Raw genomic sequence first — 21169 nt, forward strand, 5'->3', positions numbered from 1 at the left:
CTGTGGCTGGGTTGCGCGCGGGTGCGGACGACGGGCGCCGGACGGAGGATCCGGCGGCCACGCCCGGGAATCCGCCGGCGACGATCGTCGCGTTCACCTCGCCCGCCACGGGCATCGGCCGCACCGGCGTGGTGTCGAACCTGGCCTGGGTGCTGGCCTCCGCCGGGCACCGGGTCGGGGTCGCCGACTGGGGCACCGAGCCGCCCCGCGTGCACGACTACCTGCGGCCGTTCCTCGCCGGAACGCTGCCGTCCGCGGAGCTGCTCGGCCCGCGGCTGGCCGAGGCGCTGTCCGCGCGGCGGGGCCGCACCGCGCCGTTCGTCGAGGCGCGGCGCTACGAACTCCCCGCCGGCCTGGGGCGCATCGACGTGGCGGCCGCGACCGATCCGGGCACGCCGGTGCCCGGGTTCACCCCGCAACCGGACGGTGACGTGGCCCTGCTGCGCGAGGCGATCCGGTCCACCTCCTACGACTACGTGCTCATCGACGGTCCCGGCGACATGACGGTGGAGGGCGTGACCCGGCTGGCGCGGCTGTGCGACGCCGTCGCGGTCTGCTTCCCGCCCCGGCGCGGCGCGATCGCGCGGGCGGTGGAGATCGCCCGCGAGGTGTGGGACCAGGCGTCGGTGGGGGTGCGGATCGTCGGGGTGCCGGTGCAGGTCGACGACCGCGACGAGCGGTTGGCGCGGCGGGCGCGGGAAGCGATCCGGGAGTCCTTCGGCGCGCTGCCGACCGAGCGCGGGGCCGACGGCCGGATCTCGTCCGCCGAGCTGGTGGAGATCCCGTGGCAACCGCACGACGCCTACGAGGAGACGCTGTCCGCCCTGGTCGACGAGCCGGGCGGTCCGGCACCGGCGGCGTACCGGCGGCTCGCCGGGGCGGTCGTGGGCGCCGATCCGGGGCTGCCGCCGGAGATCCCGTCCAAGGTGCGGGAGAGCTACCGGCGTGCGGTCGGGCTGGGCGAATCCCCGGTGCCGGAGCGGATCATGCTCGCCTACGCGGCACCGGACCGGCCGTGGGCCGACTGGGTGCGCGACCGGTTGGAGGCAGCGGGAGCGCGGGTCGAGCGGTTCGCCGACTCCGACGACCCTGAGCAGGCGAGCGTGCTGGTGCTGGCTTCCCCGCACCTGGCCCGGTCGGCGGCGGGGCGCCGGGTGCGGCGGCTGGTCGCCGACGGGCATCCCGGTGACGTCGCGGTCCTGCCGGTCACCGAGGACGAGGTGGCCGCCGATTTCGCTTCGCTACCGCGGATTCCGGTGGACCGGCGCGACGAGGCCGCCACCCGCGCCCGGCTGTTGGCCCGGTTCTCGCTGGTCGACCGGCCCGACGGCGCCCCGGACGCGGTCCGCTTCCCGGCGAGTCGGCCGGCGCGGTCCAACCTCGCGCCGCGCAACCGGGGATTCGTCGGCCGCGCCGCGGAGATCGAGGCGATCCGGGACCACTTCGCCTCCTCCGGCGAGCCGTGGACGTTGTGCGGCGAGGCGGGGATCGGCAAGAGCGAACTCGCCCGCGAGTACGCCCACCGGTTCGCCTTCGACTACGACTGGGTGTGGTGGATCCCCGCGCACAACCGCCGGGCGGTGCGCCGGGGGCTGGTCGAGCTGGCGTCCCAGCTGCGCGCGCCGGTCGGGGTGGACAGCGCGGAGGCGGCGCTGCGGGTGCTGTCCGGGCCCGGACGCCGGTTGCTGGTCTTCGACGGCGCCGACGACCCCGACGTGCTGTCCGGACTCGTGCCGGACGGGCACGTCCTGGTCACCACCCGCGCCGAAGCAGGGAAGGTGCTGGGCAGGTTCCGCGGCGAGGACAGCGTCACCATGCTGCGCCGGGTGGTCCGGGACCTGTCCGTGGAGGACGCGCGGCGGGTCGCCCGCCGGGTGGAGCACATGCCGCTGGCGCTGCGGTTGGCGGCGGCGTGGATCCGGGAGGGCGTGGACCTGCTGTCCCGGTACGGCAACACCCGCGCGGAGTCCGCGGCCTGGTCGGCCGCCGAGTACTGCGCGCGCTTGGACCGGGCCGGCGGGGACCCCCCGACCGCCGCCGTCGCGGTGCTGCTGGACACCCTGCGCGAGGAACCGGTCGGGCGCGCCGCGGTGCGGATCGGCCAGGTCTGCTCGTTCCTGTCCGCCGAGGGCGTGGCGCTGCGGCTGCTGCGCACCCGTCCGGTGGTGGAGGCCGCGGCGCAGGCCGCGCCGGAGGTGGCGCGCGACAGCCTCGAACTGGACCGCGTGCTGTGGCGCGGCGCGCACTTCGGCCTGTTCGACCTGGACTGGCGGCAGCCGCCCACGCTGCGCGTGCACCGCGTGGTCCAGGACCTGGTGGGGCGGCTCATGTCCGACGGCGAACGCGCCGAGCGGCAGGCCGAGGCGTTGCGCGGGCTGGCGGCGTTCGCGCCGTCGGACGCCGAGGACGAACCGCCGGAACGGGCCGCCGACCACGCCGAACTGCAGAAGCACCTCGTCCCGTCCGGCGCGCTGGACAGCACCGACCCGGTGGTCCGCCGGTGGGTGGTGGACCAGCTGCGCTACCTGCACACCCGGGGCGGCCCGGACGCCTGGCGGTTCGCCGCCGACCTCGGCCACCGGCTGCGGGAGAGCTGGTCGGCGGACGGCCCCGACGCGGCGTTGCGGCTGCGGCTGGGTTTCCAGCTCGCCAACCTGCACCGCGACCTCGGTGAACACGGCGAGGCGCTGCGGCTGGACGAGGAGGTGCTGGCCGAGCAGCGGCGCGTGCTGGGCACCACGCACCCGCGCACGCTGAAGACCGCGCGCGGACTCGCGGCCGGGTACCGCGCGCTGGGCCGGTTCGACGACGCGGTGGCCGAGGACCGCTCGACGTTGCGCGGGCTGCGCGACAGCCTCGGCGACGACCACCCGGACACGTTGCGCGCGGCCAACAACCTGGCCCGGTCGCTGTGCCTGGTCGGCAACCTGCCCGCCGCGCTGGAGGTGCAGGAGGAGAACCGGGAGCGGCGGCTCGCGCTGTTCGGACCCGACCACCCCGACGTGTGGTGGTCGGCGGCGTCGGTCGGCAACTACCTGTGCGAGCTCGGCCGGTACCCGAAGGCGCTCGCGGTGCTCAAGGACGCGCTGGACCGGGTGCTGGCGATCCGCCCGGCCAACCACCCCGACGAACTGCGGATCCAGTGGTTGCGGGCGATCGCGCTGCGCCGCTCCGGGGACGCGGTGGCCGCGCGCGACCGCAACGCCGAGACGCTCCGGGCGTACCGCGCGCTGCACGGCGAGCAGCACCCCAGCACCACGGCGTGCAAGCTGAGCTACGCCGCGGACCACCACGGCACGGGCGACTCGGCGACGGCCGCGCGCCTCGGCGCGGACTGCCTGGACGAATACCGCCGCACGCTCGGCGCCTTCCACCCGTTCACCCTGCTCTGCCAGGTCGACCAAGGGATTTTCCTGCGCGGCTGCGGGGACGTCGAGCAGGCGCTCGCGTTGATCGACGAAGCGTGCGGCGGGCTGCGCGCCCGGCTCGGCGAGGCGCACCCGTGGACGGTGGCCGCCAACCTCGACCACGCGCGGGCGCTGGCCGCGGTCGGCGAGGTCGATGCGGCCGTGCGCGCGCAGCGGGAGGCGTACGAGACCGGTCTGGAGTTCCTGGTCCGCGACCACCCGTACACCCAGCTCGCCGCCGGGAACCTGGGGCTGGAGACCGATGACTGGCAGGAAGCGGTGCTCGATGTGCCGACCGTGTGAGGGGGTGTTCCCGGCGTGAACGCGCAGGACGAGGCCGATCTGCCGGAGGCGTCGGTGGAACGGCGGGCGCCGCACGCCGGCGCGGACTACGGCGAGGTCGTCGAGTTGTGCCGCCGGGTGGTGCTCGGCGGGCGCGGGCCGCGGTACCTGGCCCACTACACCGACGGCGTGTTCGACTTCGCGGTCAACGACGTGGCCGACGGTCCCGACCCCTACGGCCGGGTGGGGCACCACGTGGTGAACGAGGTCGGTGCGCTGGACGCGGCGTTGGAGGAGGTGCGCACCGGTCGGCTCATCCGGGTGGTCCTGCGCACCGACGCCGGTGCGGTGCTCTGCTGCTCGGTGGTGCCGCGCGAGCACCTGGTCGGTTTCGTCCCGGACGTGGCCGCGGTGTGGTCGGCGGACGTCGAGCTGGCGAAGCTGGTGACGCAGCTGCGCGCCCGCGTCAGCCTCGGTTCGCAGAACCCGGGCGGCTGGTTGTCGGCGAAACCCGAGGACCTCGGCGGGCCTCCCGCACCGTCCGAAGTGGACGAAGAGCGGACGGTGCCCGGCGGCGACCCCGAGCAGCTGTGCCGCGCGGCGCTCAGCCCCGCCGACCTGCACTACGCGGCGCTGTGGGGCGGTGGCGAACCGGTGGTCGCCGAGGACGTCTTCGACGATCCCGCGGTCGGCCGGTTCTTCACCCAGCTCGACCCCGGTGCGCGGCGCCGGTTCTACGCCGAGCTGGGCAGCCGGTTGCCGACCGTCGTGGGCCAGTTCGGCCGCATCGTGGGCCCGGTGCTGGCGCCGCGGGTGCGGCAGCTCACCCTCGACGTCGAGCAGGGTGCCGTCTACTACTACCGGCTCCGGCCCGGCGAGTACCTGGTCGGCGTGACGCTGGACCAGAACGCCGTGGCGCTCGCCGAGCGGCGGATGACCGACCTGTCGATGGCGTTCGCGGGCGGCTGATGGGCGGGATCGGGACGGCCGCGGTGCGACGGCTGGCGCTGTTCGTCGCCGCCGTCGCGGTCGGGTGGGCGGTCGCCGCCGGGTTCGGGCTGCACGGGGTGGAGCGCTCGCCCGCGTACTTCCTCGTCGCGTCGACGTTGCTCGCCGTCGGGTTGTTCGGCAGCGCCCACGGGATCTCGCCGCACGCGGTCCGGTCGAACCTGCGCGTGGTGGTGCTGGCCGTCACCGTCGGCGTGCTGGCGAAGGCGCTGCTGATCGGCGCGGTGATGGTGCTGTGCTTCGGCTCGCCCGCCTTCCTGGTGCTGGGCGTGGCGGTCGCGCAGATCGATCCGCTGTCGGTGGCGGCGATGAACCACGGGTCCCGGCTGTCCCCGGGCGGGCGCGCCGTGCTCGCGGCCTGGTCGGCGTTCGACGACCCGGTGACCATGCTGCTGACCGTCTACCTGTCCGGCTTCGCGCTGGGAATGCTCGGCAGGACACCGGTTTCCGGCTCGGCGGCGGACGGCGGCGTGCTGTCGTTGCTCGCCGATCTGGGCGTGAACCTGCTGTTCGCGGCGTGTGCGTTCGCGCTGTGGAAGGCCGTCCGCCGCCACCGGGTGCTCGCCTTCGCCCTGCTGGCGGTGGTTTTCGCGGTCGCGATCTGGCAGTTCCTGATGCTGGGGCTGGCGCTGACCGCGCTGTTCCTGCGCCCGGGCGTGGACCGGCTGCTCGACCGGGCCGTGCAGGTGGCCTTCCTGGTGGCCTCGGTCGGCCTGGGGGTGCTGCTGGTCAACGGCGTGCACGTGCTCGCGGGAGCAGCGCTCGGCGCGGCCGCGTTCGCCGCGCAGGCCGTGGTGAGCCCGCTGATCACCCGGGGACTGCCCGGCCGGGACCGCGGTTTCCTGGCGGTGAGCCAGCAGAACGGGATCACGGCGATCATCCTGGCCCTGCTGCTGGAGCCGGATTTCCCGCTGGCCGTGGGCGTGATCGGCCCCGCGATCGTGGTGGTGAACCTGCTGCACGCGACCGCCGCCACGGCGTGGGCCGCACGGCGACCGGAAGCCGTGCGGTCCGGCTAGGGACTATTTCGGGAGTGCTGTGCGTGGCGGTGCCGGGAGCGGAACCTCAGCGGCCCGCCCGTCGCCCGACCCCCCCCGAGGAGGCGCTGACGCGCCGCAGTCACATCGGCTCCGGGAGCCCCGACTCATGTATGCCCAATACACAGCGTCGGGGCTGTCCTCGCGAGACGACCGCTGAGAACCCGCAGCGGTGCCAGCTGCGAGACCACTCACCGAACGAGAAAGCGGCTGACGCCGCTTGTAAAACACGCGCTAACCCGAACCCAGCAGGGCCTGTTGGACGCGGGCGCCCAGGCCGTCGAGGGTTTCGCGGAGGTCGGCCTTCCGGGGCGGGGTGACCGGGGCGGCGGTCAGTTCGCCGAGGACGTCGAGGCCGAACAGCGGGACGTACTCGTACAGCACGTCGTAGGTGCGGCACAGCGCGGCGAGGCGTTCGCGGTCGACGTCGTAGAGCTCGCCTTCCTCGTCGGTCGCCGACGAGCGGTACCACTCGTTGACGCCGTCCCGGAACGCCTCGACCAGGCCGGTCAGCACGACCGCGACGCCGGCCGCCTGGAACGCCTGCTGGTTGCGCAGCCGCAGCCAGTCGCGCATACCGCGGCGGGCGGCGGTCGCCTGGTCCTGCTCGGTGCCGAACGCCTCGCGCACCACGGCGTCGAGCCGTCGCAGCGAATCCAGCGCCGCCAGCGCCTCGTCGAACAGCCGCGCCACGTCCTCCGGCAACCGCAGGCGCGGTGCGGGGGAATCGGATCCCGCGGGCGCGTGCACCGTGTCGGAGACCTCGGACAGTTCGCGTTGCAGCACGCCGAACTTGCGGTCGGCGGAACCGCGCAGGTCGTTGAGGCTCGTGGTGATCTGGTCCAGCAGGCGTTGGGTGTTGGACTGCTGGCGGCTCATCCGGTCCAGCCGGTCGTGCAGCGCGCGGATCGGGTCGTCGCCGACCACGTCCTCCAGGTTGCGGATGCGGGTGGCCAGGGCGCTGGCGAGCGTTTCGGTGAACGTCCAGTGGTCGTAGACCAGGGGTTCGCCGCCGAACGCGGCGCTGAGCTCGCCGACGAACTCGGCGGGCAGGTAGCCCACCACGACGAGCAGCACCTCGGTGCGGGCGGTGGCGTTGCGGATCGCCGTGGCCCGTCGCACCAGGCGCTCGGCGTCCTCGGGATCCAGCACGGACTCGGCGAGCACCAGCGCGCACCCGGCGCCCCGGGCGCCGACCGGTACCCAGTAGTCGGCCCGCGAATGCTCGTCCTGGCCCACCAGGTGGTCGCGCAGGTAGCCGGAGCCCTGCGCGGTGAGCACCCGGCGCACCGCGCCGCGCACGTCGTCGATGCCGGCCTGGTCGAACTGGTTGTTGCGGGCCACCTCGTAGACCATCGGCACGGTCACCGGGCCGTCCCGTTCGACCGCGGTCCGGTAGAGCTGGTAGCACAGCCGCACGATCTTGCGCGCGTTGCCGTCGGTGATCTTCACCAGGTAGCCGACGGTGTCCGGGGTGAACGGTTCCAGCCGGGCCTCGCCGTGCACGCGCCGCTGGCTCTCCCGGATGAACTCCGCGGTGTTCTCGCCGCTGAGCGAGGACACCGTGATGACCCGGCCGATCCGCTGCCGGGCGTTGCCGCTGAGCACGTCGAGGTAGTCCGGCAGCCCGGCGAGCACCAGCAGCGCCCGCGCCCCGGCGCAGACCTCCAGCAGCTTCTTGAACGCCTCGATGGCGTCCTCGGTGGGACGGCTGGAGGCCGACAGCACCTTGTCCAGCTCGTCGACCACCACGACGAACCGGCGGTCGCGGTGGCCGTAGAGCAGCGCGAAGACGCCCATCGCCTCCAGCGCCGCCGCCTCGGTGGAGATCGCCGTGTCGATGCCCCGGTCCTTGAGGATCTGGTCCGGTTCGTGGCCGGTCAGCCACTCCCACACCGCGTCGTCGAAGCCGCGCCGCAGCAGCAGCGTCAGCGCGGTGCCGAACGCCTCGTTGCGGGTGACCCGTTCCAGCGTGTGCTGCACCTGTTGCAGGAAGCTGCTCTCCATCAGGCCGAACCGCTCGACGATGCCGACCGGGTCGATCTCGCCGTCGCGCAGCGGTCGCGCGACGTCCGAGCCGAAGCCGGAGGAGCTCAGCGCGTCGGCCACGATGTCGGCGTAGTACTCGCGCACCCGGTCCCGGACGTCGTCGAGCTCCAACTGCTCGATGAACCGCTTGTACAGCGCGACGAACGTGCCCGCCGGGGCGTCCAGGTACACGGCCTTGGTGACCGCCGGGGCGGTCTCCCGCGCGTGCTGGAGCAACCGGACGGCCAGGTGCGTCTTGCCGGTGCCGTAGTCGCCGACGATCGCGATCACGTGGCCTGGGCGGCTGGAGGCGGGGGAGACGAGGTAGTCGTCGAGCAGCCGCAGCGCCTCGCGGATGGCCGGCGTGGGCACGGTGACGGTGTCCGGGGCGAACTCGGTGACGCGGGCGATCGCCGTGGGGGAGAAGGGGTTGGCCTCACTGGTGAGGACAACGTGGCCGTCACTCATAACGTCGATCCCTGCCCGCCGGCGTCCATGCTCCGCCTGAAGAAGTAGTCGGTGATCTCCTCGTAGCTCAGTTCTAGCGCATCGTCCGCCGGTGGGTCCCGCCGTTGCTCCTCGTACACCCCGTGGAGGAGGTTCTGCAACTGGCCGATCGACATCGGCAGGGCAGTGACACGCTGCATGGTCTCCTCGCTCACCCTGCGGTACACACCGGCATCCGGGTGAAGTTCGGACCGCTCCTGCCGGGCCCGCGCGAACCGCCAGCCGTCGCCCTCCGACAGCGGGCCGACGCGCAGCAGCAGCGGCGTCACCCGGCACGCCTCGGCGATGTCCTTCCAGCGCCGGTCCACATTGTCCGGGTAGGAGCTCTCGGCGAAGAAGACCAGCCGCGGCCGGGTGAACCGGGCGTAGTGCGCGATCTCCTTGGTCAGGTCCTCGGAGTGCGGGAGCAGGATGATCAGCACCGTTCCGGGGTCGAGCAGCGAGCTCAGCTGCCGGTAGCCCAGTTCCAGGTTGTCCGTGCGGTCTTCCAGCCCCTTGAGCTGGTCGGCGTCGAGCAGCTGCCGGGAGCGCACGTCGTCGAGCACGCAGGAGAACACGTGGCGCAGCCGGTACTCGATGGGGTCGCTGGGCGAGGACTCGTCCACCAGCGAGATGATCTGGGCCTTGTCGAGCTGCCCGGACAGCCAGCTCGCGCAGCGGTTGATCAGCGAGGTCTTGCCGCAGCCGCGCTGCCCCGTGGTGACGACCAGCCCGCCCTGGGCGGCGACGTCGCCGATGAGCTCCTGGAACTCCTCGAACGCCTGCTGGCAGTGGTCCACGGGAACGTAGTAGTCCTCGTGCTCGTCGATCTGGAACGGGCACAGCGGCGCCAGCGGCCTGCCCTCCATACCGGGCACCAGGTACGGGTTCATCTGTCCTCCCCCAGCGGTCGTGCGCGGTGCATGTCCCGGTGCGGGCGCCACGGGTGCTCCAGCGCGTGGGCCACCCGGCCGACCTGTTCGTCCACTTCGGACACCAGATCGCGCAGGGCGCGCGCCCGCTCGGCCCGCTGCTCGTCGCCCAGCTCCGTCCACCCTTCGACGATCGGTTCGCCGAGCCGGTTTCCGGACAGCACCGATCGGAGGTCTCGCGGTCGCCGCCAGCGGGACCGCAGCACGCAGACCGTCCGCAGCCGGGCGCCGAGCTCGTCGCGGCCCTCGTCCACGGCGCGGGCCGACGGCTTCCCGGAGGTGCTGTGCGCGGTCCGGGCGGCCAGGTAGTCCTTGACGGCGCCGTGGAACTTGGCCGCCGAGGCGCGCAGGTCGTCGGCCAGCAGCCGGCCGCGGCTGATCTCGTCCCGCCACGTCGTGGTGAGCAGTGTCAGCACCGCGCCGACCAGCACCGGCAGCAGCACGTTGACCATCGACATGAACGTGCTGGTGCCCGACGAGCCGGGCACCGAGGCGACGGCGATCGCCTTGCAGGCGCGGTCGAAGTCCTCGCCGCGGGCGCGCCGCCAGTCCGGCACGGTGTACTCGCGCGCGCCGACCCGCAGCCGGTCGGGGGTCCGGCCGTGCCGGGCGAGCCCGAGCGACACGGCGGAGTCGACCAGCGGGGCCCGCTGCGCCGCTGACAGGCAGAACACCACGGCGGCGTCGTCGCGCGCCCGGTCGTCGTCACTGGCGCACGCCGCGAGGGGCCACAGCGCCAGCACGAGCACCACGACCACCGGCCACCGGGCACGTTCCACGATCATCTTTCCTACCACCCGCGAAGGGGTCTTCGAGACGGAAATCCGGGGAATGCCGGGTCGGCGGTGGCGGTCGTGCCCGATGGGGCAGAAGGGGTCGGTGGGTTCGCGCGCCGGGAGCCGCGGGTGGGGTTGGACGGTGTGACGGGGGCCGCTATGGTGGCGTGCGGAATCGGAACAGGTTCAGGCCAATCCACTCCGGTCGTCACAGTTAGTGAGCAGTCGGCCGGTCCGCGGTAGCTCATACGGGTTAAACCAGGTACCTGCGTACGTACAAACCTCGATGCAGGTACACGCTCCGTGGTGGAGTCTGGAATCCCGTGAGACCCGAAACCCCCGACCAACCAAGATCCCCCGAAGACGAGAACGGCGGCGCCTCCACCCCGAACGAGGCGCGCACCTGGCGTTCCACCGCGCTGGCGGTCGACCACGCCCTGCGCTCGGCAGTGGATCGAGTGCGGCCGGCGGCGCACCGCGTCCGCGAGTGGCTCGCGCCGCTCCTCGAACGCATCGTGCGGTGGCTGGCGCCACTGCTGCAGCGCGTCCAGGACAACCGGCAGGTGCGGCGCATCCGGGAGAGGGTTGCGCCGCACGTCGAGGCGGTCCGGGAGCGGCTCCCCGAATCCGGTCGGGCCGCGACCCGCACCCGGTCGATGCAGGTCGGCGGCGCCATCGCGGCCGTCGGCGTGCTCGGCGTCGTGGTCGCCGGAGTGGCCACCGGCGGTGGCGCCTCCCAGCAGGCCGAGGTCACCGACGCCGCGCAGGCCGCCCCGATGGCCGGCGCCCCGGCCCCGGTGACGCCCGAGCGGGCCCAGCCCGCGCCCGAGGCCGCCCCGGCCCCGCAGCCCAGCGGTGACCAGGGCAACGTCCCGCCGCCCCCGCCGCCCCCGCCCGCCCCGGAACCCGAGGCGCCGGAAGGCCCGCCGGTCGACGGCATCGACGTGTCCAACCACAACGGCGACATCGACTGGCAGCAGGTCGCCGCGTCCGGCAAGAAGTTCACCTTCGTGCTGGCCACCGACGGCACCAGCTTCAGCAACCCGCGCTACAGCGAGCAGTACCACGGCGCCAAGGACGCCGGGCTGATCGCCGGTGCCTACCACTTCGCCCGTCCGGACTCCTCCTCGGCGGAGGTGCAGGCGCAGCGGTTCCTCGACGTCGCCGACTACCAGAACGACCACAAGACCCTGCCGCCGGTGCTGGACCTGGAGGTGGACCCGAACAGCGGCGGCTGCTACGGCCTGTCGGTCGACGACATGAACCTGTGGGTCAAGACCTTCAACGACAAGGTCAAGGAGCGCACCGGCAAGGAGCCGATCATCTACGCCAACCCGTCCTTCTGGCGGCAGTGCATGGGTGGCACCGACTCCTTCGGCCACCACAACCTGTGGCTGGCCTCCTACGGTGTCGACAGCCCGTCGGTGCCCAACGGCTTCGACGGCTGGGACTTCTGGCAGTACTCCGAGGAGGGCCAGGTCCCCGGCATCGGTGGCTCGACCGACCTGAACAAGTACCAGCACGGCATCGCGAAGCTCCAGCAGCTGGCCCGGTGACCGAGCCTCCCTCAGGCGGGCCGTCCGCGTTCGACGCGGGCGGCCCGCTTTCGTCGTGCCCGGCCGGTGAAGTCGGGACTTTGGGCCCGCGCACGACACCGGCGGCAGCGGGCATGCTGGTAGCGGTCCGGATGCGATCGGACACCCTCCGCGAGCATCCGGTGGTATCCGTGTGCGAAGAGGTTGGAGACCCCGTTGCCGTTCTGCCCTCCCCAGCACGTCCGCGCCGACGTCGGTGCGACGCTGCTCCCGGTGCTCACCGCGCTGGAGTCCGCCCAGACCGTGCGCTGGGCGATGGACGGCCTCGACAGCCGTGATCGCCGAGCCGTCTCGGTCGTCCGCCACGAAGTCGCCATGCTGTGGCACTGGGTCCGCGTGAGCCGCGACGAGTGCACCGAGTACTCCGCGCTGCTCGACGGCCTGGCCGACTTCGCGCAGCACGCCGACCGCGCGCTCGACGCGCTCTGATCCCCACCGACGGCGCCCCGCTTCCCGGCGGGGCGCCGCCGGTGTCCCGGATCACTGGCTCGTGTAGCCCCCGTCAGCGACGAACTCGGAGCCGGTGCAGTAGCCGGAGGCGTCGGAGGCGAGGAAGACGACGAGTTCGGCGAGCTGCTCGGGCGTGCCGATCCGCCGCAACGGCTGGTGCTGGGCCATTCCCGACACGTCGATGCCCTCGGTCATCTCGGTTCCGACGAACCCCGGGTGCACCGAGTTGACCCGGATCCCGTCCGGGCCGAACTCCTGCGCCGCCGCCTTGGTCATGCCGCGCACCGCCCACTTCGACGCGACGTAACCGAGGATGCCCGGGAAGGCGATGATCCCGCCGATCGACGAGATGTTGACGATCGACCCGGTCCCGGCGCGGCGCATCGACGGCAGCACCGCCTTCATGCCCAGGAACACGCCGACCTGGTTGACGTCGATCACCTTGCGGTAGTCCGCTTCGGACAGCGTCTCGATGGGGTCGGTGTGCACCACGCCCGCGTTGTTCACCAACACCGACACCGGCCCGAACGCCTCCTCGGCAGCGCCCACCACCTCGTCCCAGCGGCCCGCGTCGGTGACGTCGAGCGGCTCGAACCGCACCGCGTCGCCGAGTTCTCCCGCCAGCCGGGCGCCCTCGTCGGCGAGCACGTCGGCCACCACGACCGACGCGCCCTCCACCGCGAGCGCCCGCACCTGCGCCGCACCGAGCCCCCGCGCCCCGCCGGTGACGATCGCGACCTTGCCGTCAGTCCTACCCACGCCCGGGCTCCCTTCGTCCTGGGGAAAATCAGCGTCTGCCTTCGCACCCGAAGCAAGCGGCTGACGCCGCTTGCCGCGCGGGTTCCGGGAGCAGGTTCGAAGACAGGCACTGAGATTCCGCTCCCGGCACCGCCACGCAACAACACTCACATGTCTACCAAACGCTTGCTTGCTCCACTAGACTGCCGCGGCAGGTCCTGGCGGCGTCGCCCGCGACGGAAAGGACGAACATGGCCGAGGCGTACATCATCGACGCGGTCCGCACTCCGATGGGCAAACGCGGTGGCGGGCTCAGCGGCATCCACCCGGCGGACCTGTCCGCGCACGTGCTGCGCGTCCTCGTCGAACGGACCGCGATCGACCCGGCGGCGGTCGACGACGTGGTGTGGGGATGCGTCGACACCGTCGGCGGGCAGGCGGGCAACATCGGCAGGACGGGCTGGCTGGCGGCCGGTTTCCCGGAGCACGTGCCCGGGGTCACGGTGGACCGCCAGTGCGGTTCCTCGCAGCAGGCCGTGCACTTCGCCGCGCAGGCGGTGCTCAGCGGCACCGCCGACCTGGTGGTCGCGGGCGGCGTGCAGAACATGAGCGCCATCCCGATCGGCAGCGCGCTGCTCGGTTCGGACCAGCTCGGGTTCCCGGTCGCCTACGGGCCGGGATCGGGCTCCACGGGGTGGCAGGCGCGCTACGGCGACGAGGCGGTCACCCAGTTCCGCGGCGCCGAGCTGATGGCCGACAAGTGGGGCATCTCCCGCGAGGACATGGAGGAGTACGCGCTGACCAGCCACCGCCGGGCGGTCGCCGCGACCGACGCCGGGCACTTCGACGCCGAACTGGCGCCGATCGCCGGGGTGGAGCTGGACGAGGGGCCGCGGCGGGACACCAGCCGCGAGAAACTGGCCGAGCTGAAGACGTTGAGCGAGGGCGGCAAGCTCACCGCCGGGCTGGCCAGCCAGATCTCCGACGGTTCGGCCGCGCTGCTGGTCGCCTCCGAACGCGCGGTCGCCGAGCACGGACTCACCCCGCGCGCCCGCGTGCACCACATGAGCGTGCGCGGCGACGACCCGGTGTTCATGCTCTCCGCCCCGATCCCGGCGACCCGGCACGCGCTGGCGAAGACCGGACTGCGGGCCTCGGACATCGACGTGGTGGAGATCAACGAGGCGTTCGCCAGCGTGGTGCTGGCCTGGGAGAAGGAGATCGACATCGACCCGGAGCGGGTCAACCCCAACGGCGGCGCCATCGCCCTCGGCCACCCGCTGGGCGCCACCGGGGCCAAGCTGATGACCACGCTGCTGGGCGAGCTGGAACGGCGCGGCGCCCGGTACGGGCTGCAGACGATGTGCGAGGGCGGCGGCACCGCGAACGTGACGATCGTGGAACGGCTCGGCTGAGAGTGTGTCTTTGAACTCGTTGTGCGTGGCGGTGCCGGTGGCGGAACCTCAGCGGCCGTCTCGGCTCCGGGAGCCCCGACATCATGTAGCCCCCTACACCACGTCGGGGCTGTCCTCGCGAGACGACCGCTGAGAACCCGCGGCGGTGCGAGCTGCGAGACCACTCACCGAAAGAGAAAGCGGCTCACGCCGCTTACCACGCCCCCTCGGAACCAAGTTCAAAGACAGGCACTCAGCGGCCGTCTCGGTACCAGGTTCGAAGACGGGCTCTGAACGGCGGCGGAAAGGACGGGCATGCCCATCAACCGGGACTTCATCGGGTACACCTTCGACTCCGACGGGCCCTACGAGGTCACCCGCGGCAAGATCCGCGAGTTCGCCGACGCGATCGGCGACCCCGAACCGGCCTACCGCGACGCGGCGGCGGCGCGGGAGCTGGGCCATCCCGACGTCATCGCCCCGCCCACGTTCGCGATCGTGGCGTCCGGGGCGGCCTCGGCGAACAACCCGATCCTGCTGCCGGAGTTCGGGCTGAACTACCGGATGGTCGTGCACGGCGAGCAGACGTTCCGCCACCGCAGGCCGATCCGGGCCGGTGACGTGCTCAGCGCGTCCGGGCGCATCGCCGAGATCCGCGATGCCGGGAACAACGAACTGGTGCGCATCGAGACCGACCTGCGCGACGCCGCGGGCGACCTCGTCTGCACCGCGGTCAACGTGATCGTCTCGCGGGGAACCGCGTCTGGAGGGCAGTGAGCGATGGCGGCGAACGTGCGCTACGACGACGTCGAGGCCGGGACCAGCATCGGTGCGCAGCGCTACCCGATCAGCCGGCTGTCGCTGGTGAAGTACTGCGGCGCGTCGGGCGACTTCAACGTGATCCACTGGAACGAGCGGATCGCCAAGCAGGCCGGGCTGCCGGACGTGATCGCCCACGGCATGCTCACCATGGCCGAGGCGATCCGGCTGGTCACGGAGTGGGCGGGCGACCCGGCCGCGGTCGTCGAGTACGGCGTCCGCTTCGCCAAACCGGTCGTCGTCCCCGACGACGACCGGGGCGTCGAGGTGGAGGTCGCCGGCACGGTGACCGAGAAGCTGGACGACAAGCGGGTGGCGATCGAGCTGACGGCCCACGTCGGCGACGTCGAGGTCCTGTCCGCCGCCAGCGCCGTGGTGCAGCTCAGCTGACGGACGCCCCGGGAAAACCGCGTTGGCGGGCGGCTTCGCTGCGCGACGAGCCGCCCGCTGCCGCCGCGTTGAGCGAGCTGGCGGCACCGCCGAGGGGGCTGCGCGCGACCTCGTCGCGGAGTTCCCGCCACATGGCGCTCATCAGCCGAATTCCGCGTCGTCGAGCGGCAGGCGGGCCCGGTGCCGGCTCGGGCTGCCGAACAGGTGGTGCGCGGCGTGGGCGCGCTTGAGGTGCAGGTGCGCCTCGTGCTCCCAGGTGATGCCGATGCCGCCGTGCAGCTGGACCCCCTCGGCGGCGACCTGCGAGTACGCCTCGCAGCAGTGCGATTTGGCCATCGCCGCCCAGGTCGGCGCGTTCGCGTCACCGGTGGCCACGGCCCAGCTCGCCGCGTACGACAGCGAACGCGCCGACTCGACCGCGACGTAGCAGTCGGCCAACCGGTGCTTGAGCGCCTGGAACGAACCGATCGGCCGGCCGAACTGGTGGCGCAGCTTGCAGTACTCGACGATCTGCCACAGCCAGCGCTCGGCGGCGCCGATCTGCTCGGCCGCGACCGCCGCCGCGGCGACGTCGCGCACCCGGCGCAGGACCTCGGGCGCCCCGCCGACGCGGCCGACCGGGATGGCCGGGGTCGCGTCCAGCCGGACCTCGCCGAGGCTTCGCGTCAGGTCCATCCCCACTGGCGCGCTGACGGCCGGTTCGGACGCCTCGAACAGCGTCGGCCCCTCGTCGGCGTCGGCGACGACGAGCACCACGTCGGCGTCGGCGGCGTCGAGGACGTACGCCTTGCGGCCGTCGAGCAGCCAGCGGTCGCCGTCCCGGCGGGCCTTGGTCGCCGACACGTCGACGCGCCAGGGGGATTCCGGGTCGGCCCAGGCCAGGCAGGCGATCCGCTCGCCGGAGGCGATGCCGGGCAGCAGCCGCGCGCACGCGTCCTCGTCACCGGAGGCCAGCAGCGCCTCGGCCGCGAGGACCACGCTGCCCAGGAACGGGCCCGGCACCAGGAGCCTGCCCAGCTCCTCGACGACGATCAGCGTCTCCAGCAGGCTGAACCCGTGCCCGCCGCAGTGCTCGGGGATCGCCAGGCCGTGCGCGCCGACCTGCCCGGCCAGCTGCTCCCACACCGCCCGGTCCCACCCGGGGGCGGGCCGGTCGTGCGGCGGGATGTGCGGACCGCCGTGGCGGTCCAGCAACCTGCGCACCGTGCTGCGCAGTTCTTCCTGCTCCTCGCTGAAAGCAAAACGCACCAACGCCTCCTGGGACACATGTCTACTCGTTTTGCGTGGCGGTGCCGGTAGCGGAACCTCAGCGGCCCGCCCGTCACCCGACCACCGCCCCCCAACGAGGCGCTGACGCGCCACAGCCACACCGGCTCCGGGAGCCCCTCCTGATGTATGCCCAATACACGGCGTCGGGGCTGTCCTCGCGAGCCGACCGCTGAGAACCCGCGGCGGTGCAAGTTGCTTGCGTACTCACCGAAAGAGAAAGCGGCTCACGCCGCTTGCCACGACCCTTCAGACCCTGATTCGAAAACAGGCTCACGCGCCGCCCACCGGGGTGTCCGGGTCGTCGCGCAGGGACTCGGCGACGCGGTGGCGGTGGCGGGTCGGGGTGCCCCAGGCCGTGCGCAGTGCGGTGGCCTTGGTCAGCCACAGGTGGAGGTCGTGCTCGACCGTGTAGCCGATCGCGCCGTGCACCTGCAGGGCGGTGCGGGCCGCGGTGTGGGCGGCCTCGGTCGCGGCGAGCTTGGCCGCCGAGGCGTCCCGGGACCGGCAGGCCGCACCGGAGTCCGCGGACAGGCACGCGCCCCACACCAGCGGCCGTGCGAACTCCAGCCGCAGCAGCGCGTCGGCGAGGTGGTGCTTGACGGCCTGGAACTCGCCGATCGGCCGCCCGAACTGGTGCCGCTCGGTGACGTACCGCGTCGAGACGTCCAGCATCCGCCGCCCGAGCCCGAGGGCGTAGGCGGCGCAGGCGAGCACGGCCCGGTCGAAGGCCGCCCCGACCGCCGCCGGGGCGCACGGCACCTCGTGCAGCCCGCTCGGGTGGACCGCGAACAACCGGCGCGCCGGGTCCACCGACTCCTGCCGGGACAGGCCCGGCCGGTCCAGCCGCCGCGCGCCGAACCGCCCGCAGTGGAACACCGCGTCGGCCTGGTCGGCGTCCAGCGCGTACGGGACGTCGTCGGCGACGATCGCGGTGCCCAGCGACTTCCCGGCGGCCACCCTGGACAACCAGGACTCCTCGGCGGGCGAGCCCGCGAGCAGCGTCGGCAGGAAGGCCAGGGACTCCACCAGCGGGCCGGGCAGCGCGTGGTAGCCGAGCACCTCCGCGCACACGGCCAGCTCCACCGGTCCGAGGCCCAGCCCGCCGGAACCCTCCGGCACGCACAGCCCCGTGACGCCGAGCTCGGCGAGCCCGCGCCACACGTCCCACCACCCGTCGACCTCGCCGCGCGCCCACTGGCGCGCGATGCGCCCGGTGTCGGACGCGTCGAGCAGGTCGCCCAGGGTGGCGGCCATGGCCCGCTGGTCGTCGTCGAGCGCGAACCTCATCGCGACCCCCTCGGCAGTCCGAGAACGCGTTCCGCCACCACGTTGCGCTGGATCTCGTTGGTACCCGCGTAGATCGGCCCGGCCAGCGAGAACAGGTAACCGTCCAGCCACGCCCCGCCCCGGGGCGCCTCGGTGGCCCCGGGCGTCAGCTCGGCGCGCGGCCCCAGCAGCTCCAGCGCGGTCTCGTGCATCGCGATGTCCAGTTCCGACCAGAACAGCTTGTTCAGGCTGGCTTCGGCGCCGACCGAGCCGCCCTCGGCGATCGTCGTGACCGTCCCGAACGTCGCCAGCCGGTACGCCTGCGCGCCGATCCAGGCGTCGACGACGCGGTCCCGCGCGGCCTGCTCGCCCTGCCATTCGGCGACCAGCCGCCGCACGGTGGCCAGGAACCGGCCGGGACTGCGCAGCGTGAGGCCGCGTTCGTTGCCGGCTGTGCTCATCGCCACCCGCCAGCCGTTGCCGGGCTCGCCGATCACGTCCTCGTCCGGCACGAAGACCTCGTCGAGGAACAGCTCGGCGAACGCGGGTTTCCCGTCGATGCGGCCGATCGGCCGCACCGTCACGCCCTCGGCGTCCAGCGGGAACATGAAGTAGGTCAGGCCGCGGTGGCGCTGTTGCGACGGGTCGCTGCGGAACAGGCCGAAGGCGCGGTCCGCGAACGCCGCCCGGGAACTCCACGTCTTCTGCCCGGACAGCAGCCACCCGCCGTCGACCCGGCTGGCGCGGCTGCGCAGCGACGCCAGGTCGCTGCCCGCCTCCGGCTCGGACCACGCCTGCGCCCAGATCTGCTCGCCGGAAGCCACCCGCGGCAGGACCCGGCGGCACTGCTCGGCGGTGCCGTGCTCGAACAGCGTCGGCGCGAGCAGGAAGATGCCGTTCTGGCTGACCCGGCCGGGTGCCCCGGCCGCGTAGTACTCCTCCTCGAACAGCACCCACTGCAACAGCGAGGCCGCGCGGCCGCCGTACTCCTCGGGCCACGAGACCACGGACAGCCGGGCCTCGGAAAGCCGCCGCTCCCACTCGCGGTGCGCGGCGAAGCCCTCCTCGGTCTCCAGGGAGGGCAGCGGTTCGCGGGGGACGTTGGCGCGCAGCCAGGCGCGCACCTCGTCGCGGAACGCCACGTCCTGGTCGGACAACGTCAGATCCACGGCTCACTCCTTCGCGGCGTCGCGCATGCTGCGGGCGTCCATGCCGCTCAGCGAGTCGGACCCGACCTCCGCGTTGTGCGCGTGGGCGAAGTGGTGCAGGCCGAACGCCGAGTCCATGCCGCTGTGCAGTCCCATCAGGTCCTCGGCCTGGTTGACCGCCTTCTTCGCCAGCGACAGGCCGAACATCGGCATCGCGGCGACGTCCTCGGCCAGCCGCGCGGTGGCCTCGGCCAGCTCCTCGCGCGGCACGACCCGGTTGACCATGCCGACCTCGCGGGCCCGCGCGGCGCTCATCCGCTGCCCGGTGAACAGGAACTCCTTGGCCACGCGCGGGCCGAGCACCCACGGGTGCGCGAAGTACTCGACGCCGGGGATGCCCATCCGCACCACGGGGTCGGCGAAGAACGCGTCCTCGCTGGCCACGATCAGGTCGCACACCCACGCCAGCATCAGCCCGCCTGCCACGCAGGCGCCCTGCACCGAGGCGATCGCCGGTTTCGGCATCTCCCGCCAGCGGCGGCACATGCCCAGGTAGACCTCCTGCTCGCGGGCGAACCGGGATTCGCCGCCGGAGTGCCGGGTGTGGTCCCACCACAGCCCCGCGCGGCGGTCGAAGGGCACGTCGGCATCGCGGCCGGGGGAGCCGATGTCGTGCCCGGCCGAGAAGTGCTCGCCCTCGCCCGCCAGCACGATCACCCGGACCTCGTCGTCCGCGCAGGCCCGGTAGAACGCGTCGTCCAGCGCGTAGGTCATCGCGGAGTTCTGGGCGTTGCGGTACTCGGGGCGGTTCATCGTCACCACGGCGACCCGCCCGCGCCGCTCGTAGTGGACGACCGGTTCCTCTGCTGCCATCGGCGCGCTCCTCGCTGGCGATTTCGCGGTCGGAGTCGAAGATAGCCGAAACAAGCAAGTGCTTGGTAGAGTCCGGATCCGTTGGCCACGGCAGCGGGAGGCACCGGTGGACCTCACCGACAACGAGGAGGAGGCGGCGTTCCGCCGCGACGTCCGGGAGTGGCTCGGCGACCACCTGACCGGCGAGTTCGCCGAGGCGCGCGGGCTGGGCGGGCCGGGCAGCGAGCACGAGGGGTTCGACGTCCGGCTGGCGTGGGACCGGCTGCTCGCCGAGCACGGCTGGACCTGCCTGGGCTGGCCGCGCGAGTTCGGCGGCCGGGACGCGACCGTGCAGCAGCAGCTGATCTTCCACGAGGAGTACGCCCGGGCGAACGCGCCGGTGCGGGTCGGTCACGTCGGCGAGGAGCTGCTCGGCCCCACGCTCATCGCGTTCGGCACCCCCGAGCAGCAGCGGCGCTTCCTGCCGGAGATCGCGGCGGCTCGCGAGCTGTGGTGCCAGGGCTACTCCGAACCCGGCGCGGGTTCGGACCTCGCCGGGGTGGCCACCACGGCCCGGCAGGACGACAGCGGCGACTGGGTGATCAACGGGCAGAAGGTGTGGACCTCGCTGGCGCACGTCGCGGACTGGTGCTTCGCCGTGGTCCGCACCGGCGGAGGCGAGCGGCACAAGGGACTTTCGTACCTGTTGGTGCCGATGGACCAGCCCGGCGTGCAGGTGCGGCCGATCGTCCAGCTCACCGGGACCTCGGAGTTCAACGAGGTGTTCTTCGACGGCGCCCGCACCGCCGCGGCGAACGTGGTCGGCGAGGTCGGCGACGGCTGGCGCGTCGCGATGGGCACCCTCGGTTTCGAACGGGGCGTCGGCACCGTCGACCAGCAGGTGGTGTTCCGCCGCGAACTCGCGGGGATCGTCGAACTCGCCCGCGCCACCGGCGCGCTGGACGACCCGCTGCTGCGCGACCGCATCGCGCAGGCCCGCACCGGGCTGGAGGCGCTGCGGTGCACCGTGCTGCGGGCGCTGTCCGGGCCCGCCACCGGACCGCAGGCGTCGGTGCTGAAACTGCTGTGGTCCACCTTCCACCGCGGGCTCGGTGAGCTGGCCGCCGAGGTCGCCGGAGCGGGCGGGCTGCTGGCCCGCGGCGCTCCCTACGACCTGGACTCCTGGCAGCGGCTGTTCCTGTTCACCCGCGCCGACACGATCTACGGCGGCTCCAACGAGATCCAGCGCAACATCATCGCCGAACGAGTGCTCGGCCTGCCCAAGTAGAGGA

At 73.0% G+C, this 21169-nt stretch carries 18 protein-coding genes; 9 read left to right on the forward strand and 9 right to left on the reverse strand.

What is annotated here, in order from left to right:
- The first annotated feature begins 2 nt into the window (after positions 1-2).
- The 3 genes from fxsT to NV263_RS08645 are packed head-to-tail and all read left to right on the forward strand — an operon-like array spanning position 3 to position 5716.
- Positions 3-3710 carry an FxSxx-COOH system tetratricopeptide repeat protein gene (gene fxsT, locus NV263_RS08635; RefSeq protein ID WP_263252042.1) on the forward strand — a complete coding sequence of 1236 codons (3708 nt, stop codon included), beginning with the start codon at positions 3-5 and terminating at the stop codon, positions 3708-3710.
- 15 nt (positions 3711-3725) lie between these two features.
- Complete coding sequence (locus NV263_RS08640; protein WP_263252043.1) at positions 3726-4658, forward strand: hypothetical protein; 933 nt, start codon at positions 3726-3728, stop codon at positions 4656-4658.
- The gene (locus NV263_RS08645; protein WP_263252044.1) at positions 4658-5716 is read left to right on the forward strand and encodes a hypothetical protein; all 1059 of its coding nucleotides are present in this window, start codon (positions 4658-4660) and stop codon (positions 5714-5716) included. Before NV263_RS08640 ends, NV263_RS08645 begins: the two co-directional genes overlap by 1 nt.
- 252 nt (positions 5717-5968) lie before the next feature.
- Here the strand turns inward: NV263_RS08645 and NV263_RS08650 are convergent, their stop codons facing one another.
- From NV263_RS08650 to NV263_RS08660, 3 genes are read right to left on the reverse strand one after another with little or no spacing between them, the layout of a single operon-like run.
- Positions 5969-8230 (reverse strand): TniB family NTP-binding protein, encoded by a 2262-nt coding sequence (locus tag NV263_RS08650; RefSeq protein ID WP_263252045.1) that lies wholly within the window; start codon positions 8228-8230, stop codon positions 5969-5971.
- A complete protein-coding gene (locus NV263_RS08655) occupies positions 8227-9141 on the reverse strand; it encodes a hypothetical protein (RefSeq protein WP_263252046.1) in 915 nt (304 codons plus the stop codon). The genes NV263_RS08650 and NV263_RS08655 overlap by 4 nt, the downstream gene beginning before the upstream one ends.
- Positions 9138-9965: a hypothetical protein gene (locus NV263_RS08660; RefSeq protein ID WP_263252047.1), complete on the reverse strand. Its 828-nt coding sequence runs from the start codon at positions 9963-9965 to the stop codon at positions 9138-9140. The genes NV263_RS08655 and NV263_RS08660 overlap by 4 nt, the downstream gene beginning before the upstream one ends.
- 314 nt (positions 9966-10279) lie before the next feature.
- Here NV263_RS08660 and NV263_RS08665 point away from each other — a divergent pair, with 314 nt between their 5' ends.
- A complete protein-coding gene (locus NV263_RS08665) occupies positions 10280-11512 on the forward strand; it encodes a GH25 family lysozyme (protein ID WP_263252048.1) in 1233 nt (410 codons plus the stop codon).
- A gap of 195 nt (positions 11513-11707) precedes the next feature.
- A complete protein-coding gene (locus tag NV263_RS08670) occupies positions 11708-11980 on the forward strand; it encodes a hypothetical protein (RefSeq protein WP_263252049.1) in 273 nt (90 codons plus the stop codon).
- A 51-nt stretch (positions 11981-12031) separates the two neighbouring features.
- Here the strand turns inward: NV263_RS08670 and NV263_RS08675 are convergent, their stop codons facing one another.
- Positions 12032-12760 carry a glucose 1-dehydrogenase gene (locus tag NV263_RS08675; protein WP_263252050.1) on the reverse strand — a complete coding sequence of 243 codons (729 nt, stop codon included), beginning with the start codon at positions 12758-12760 and terminating at the stop codon, positions 12032-12034.
- A gap of 230 nt (positions 12761-12990) precedes the next feature.
- Here NV263_RS08675 and NV263_RS08680 point away from each other — a divergent pair, with 230 nt between their 5' ends.
- The 3 genes from NV263_RS08680 (at position 12991) to NV263_RS08690 (ending at position 15342) form a co-directional block, all read left to right on the forward strand.
- The gene (locus NV263_RS08680) at positions 12991-14154 is read left to right on the forward strand and encodes an acetyl-CoA C-acetyltransferase (RefSeq protein WP_263252051.1); all 1164 of its coding nucleotides are present in this window, start codon (positions 12991-12993) and stop codon (positions 14152-14154) included.
- Positions 14155-14448: 294 nt separating this feature from the next.
- A complete protein-coding gene (locus NV263_RS08685; protein WP_263252052.1) occupies positions 14449-14910 on the forward strand; it encodes a MaoC family dehydratase N-terminal domain-containing protein in 462 nt (153 codons plus the stop codon).
- 3 nt (positions 14911-14913) lie between these two features.
- Positions 14914-15342, forward strand: a complete 429-nt coding sequence (locus NV263_RS08690) for a MaoC family dehydratase (protein ID WP_263252053.1) — start codon at positions 14914-14916, stop codon at positions 15340-15342.
- On the opposite strand, the gene NV263_RS08695 is transcribed toward NV263_RS08690, so the two are convergent.
- From NV263_RS08695 to NV263_RS08715, 5 genes are all read right to left on the reverse strand, one after another.
- Positions 15335-15484 (reverse strand): hypothetical protein, encoded by a 150-nt coding sequence (locus NV263_RS08695; RefSeq protein WP_263252054.1) that lies wholly within the window; start codon positions 15482-15484, stop codon positions 15335-15337. The genes NV263_RS08690 and NV263_RS08695 overlap by 8 nt on opposite strands.
- A complete protein-coding gene (locus tag NV263_RS08700; RefSeq protein ID WP_317630408.1) occupies positions 15484-16590 on the reverse strand; it encodes an acyl-CoA dehydrogenase family protein in 1107 nt (368 codons plus the stop codon). Before NV263_RS08700 ends, NV263_RS08695 begins: the two co-directional genes overlap by 1 nt.
- 291 nt (positions 16591-16881) lie before the next feature.
- Complete coding sequence (locus NV263_RS08705; protein WP_263252056.1) at positions 16882-17898, reverse strand: acyl-CoA dehydrogenase family protein; 1017 nt, start codon at positions 17896-17898, stop codon at positions 16882-16884.
- Positions 17895-19046 carry an acyl-CoA dehydrogenase family protein gene (locus tag NV263_RS08710; RefSeq protein WP_263252057.1) on the reverse strand — a complete coding sequence of 384 codons (1152 nt, stop codon included), beginning with the start codon at positions 19044-19046 and terminating at the stop codon, positions 17895-17897. The genes NV263_RS08705 and NV263_RS08710 overlap by 4 nt, the downstream gene beginning before the upstream one ends.
- A gap of 3 nt (positions 19047-19049) precedes the next feature.
- Positions 19050-19898 (reverse strand): enoyl-CoA hydratase, encoded by an 849-nt coding sequence (locus tag NV263_RS08715; protein WP_263252058.1) that lies wholly within the window; start codon positions 19896-19898, stop codon positions 19050-19052.
- 106 nt (positions 19899-20004) lie between these two features.
- Between NV263_RS08715 and NV263_RS08720 the strand changes: the two genes are divergently transcribed.
- A complete protein-coding gene (locus NV263_RS08720; RefSeq protein ID WP_263252059.1) occupies positions 20005-21165 on the forward strand; it encodes an acyl-CoA dehydrogenase family protein in 1161 nt (386 codons plus the stop codon).
- The last annotated feature ends 4 nt before the right edge of the window (positions 21166-21169 follow it).

It is taken from the genome of Saccharopolyspora rosea (assembly GCF_025643595.1).
Lineage (GTDB): Bacteria > Actinomycetota > Actinomycetes > Mycobacteriales > Pseudonocardiaceae > Saccharopolyspora > Saccharopolyspora rosea.

What these genes read in the sequence shown, in the direction of transcription:
- NV263_RS08695 (WP_263252054.1), bottom strand. Translation starts at nt 15,484, where the DNA reads ATGAGCGCCATGTGGCGGGAACTCCGCGACGAGGTCGCGCGCAGCCCC.
- NV263_RS08660 (WP_263252047.1), bottom strand. Translation starts at nt 9,965, where the DNA reads ATGATCGTGGAACGTGCCCGGTGGCCGGTGGTCGTGGTGCTCGTGCTG.
- NV263_RS08715 (WP_263252058.1), bottom strand. Translation starts at nt 19,898, where the DNA reads ATGGCAGCAGAGGAACCGGTCGTCCACTACGAGCGGCGCGGGCGGGTC.
- NV263_RS08645 (WP_263252044.1), top strand. Translation starts at nt 4,658, where the DNA reads ATGGGCGGGATCGGGACGGCCGCGGTGCGACGGCTGGCGCTGTTCGTC.
- NV263_RS08705 (WP_263252056.1), bottom strand. Translation starts at nt 17,898, where the DNA reads ATGAGGTTCGCGCTCGACGACGACCAGCGGGCCATGGCCGCCACCCTG.
- NV263_RS08650 (WP_263252045.1), bottom strand. Translation starts at nt 8,230, where the DNA reads ATGAGTGACGGCCACGTTGTCCTCACCAGTGAGGCCAACCCCTTCTCC.
- NV263_RS08690 (WP_263252053.1), top strand. Translation starts at nt 14,914, where the DNA reads ATGGCGGCGAACGTGCGCTACGACGACGTCGAGGCCGGGACCAGCATC.
- NV263_RS08685 (WP_263252052.1), top strand. Translation starts at nt 14,449, where the DNA reads ATGCCCATCAACCGGGACTTCATCGGGTACACCTTCGACTCCGACGGG.
- NV263_RS08655 (WP_263252046.1), bottom strand. Translation starts at nt 9,141, where the DNA reads ATGAACCCGTACCTGGTGCCCGGTATGGAGGGCAGGCCGCTGGCGCCG.
- NV263_RS08680 (WP_263252051.1), top strand. Translation starts at nt 12,991, where the DNA reads ATGGCCGAGGCGTACATCATCGACGCGGTCCGCACTCCGATGGGCAAA.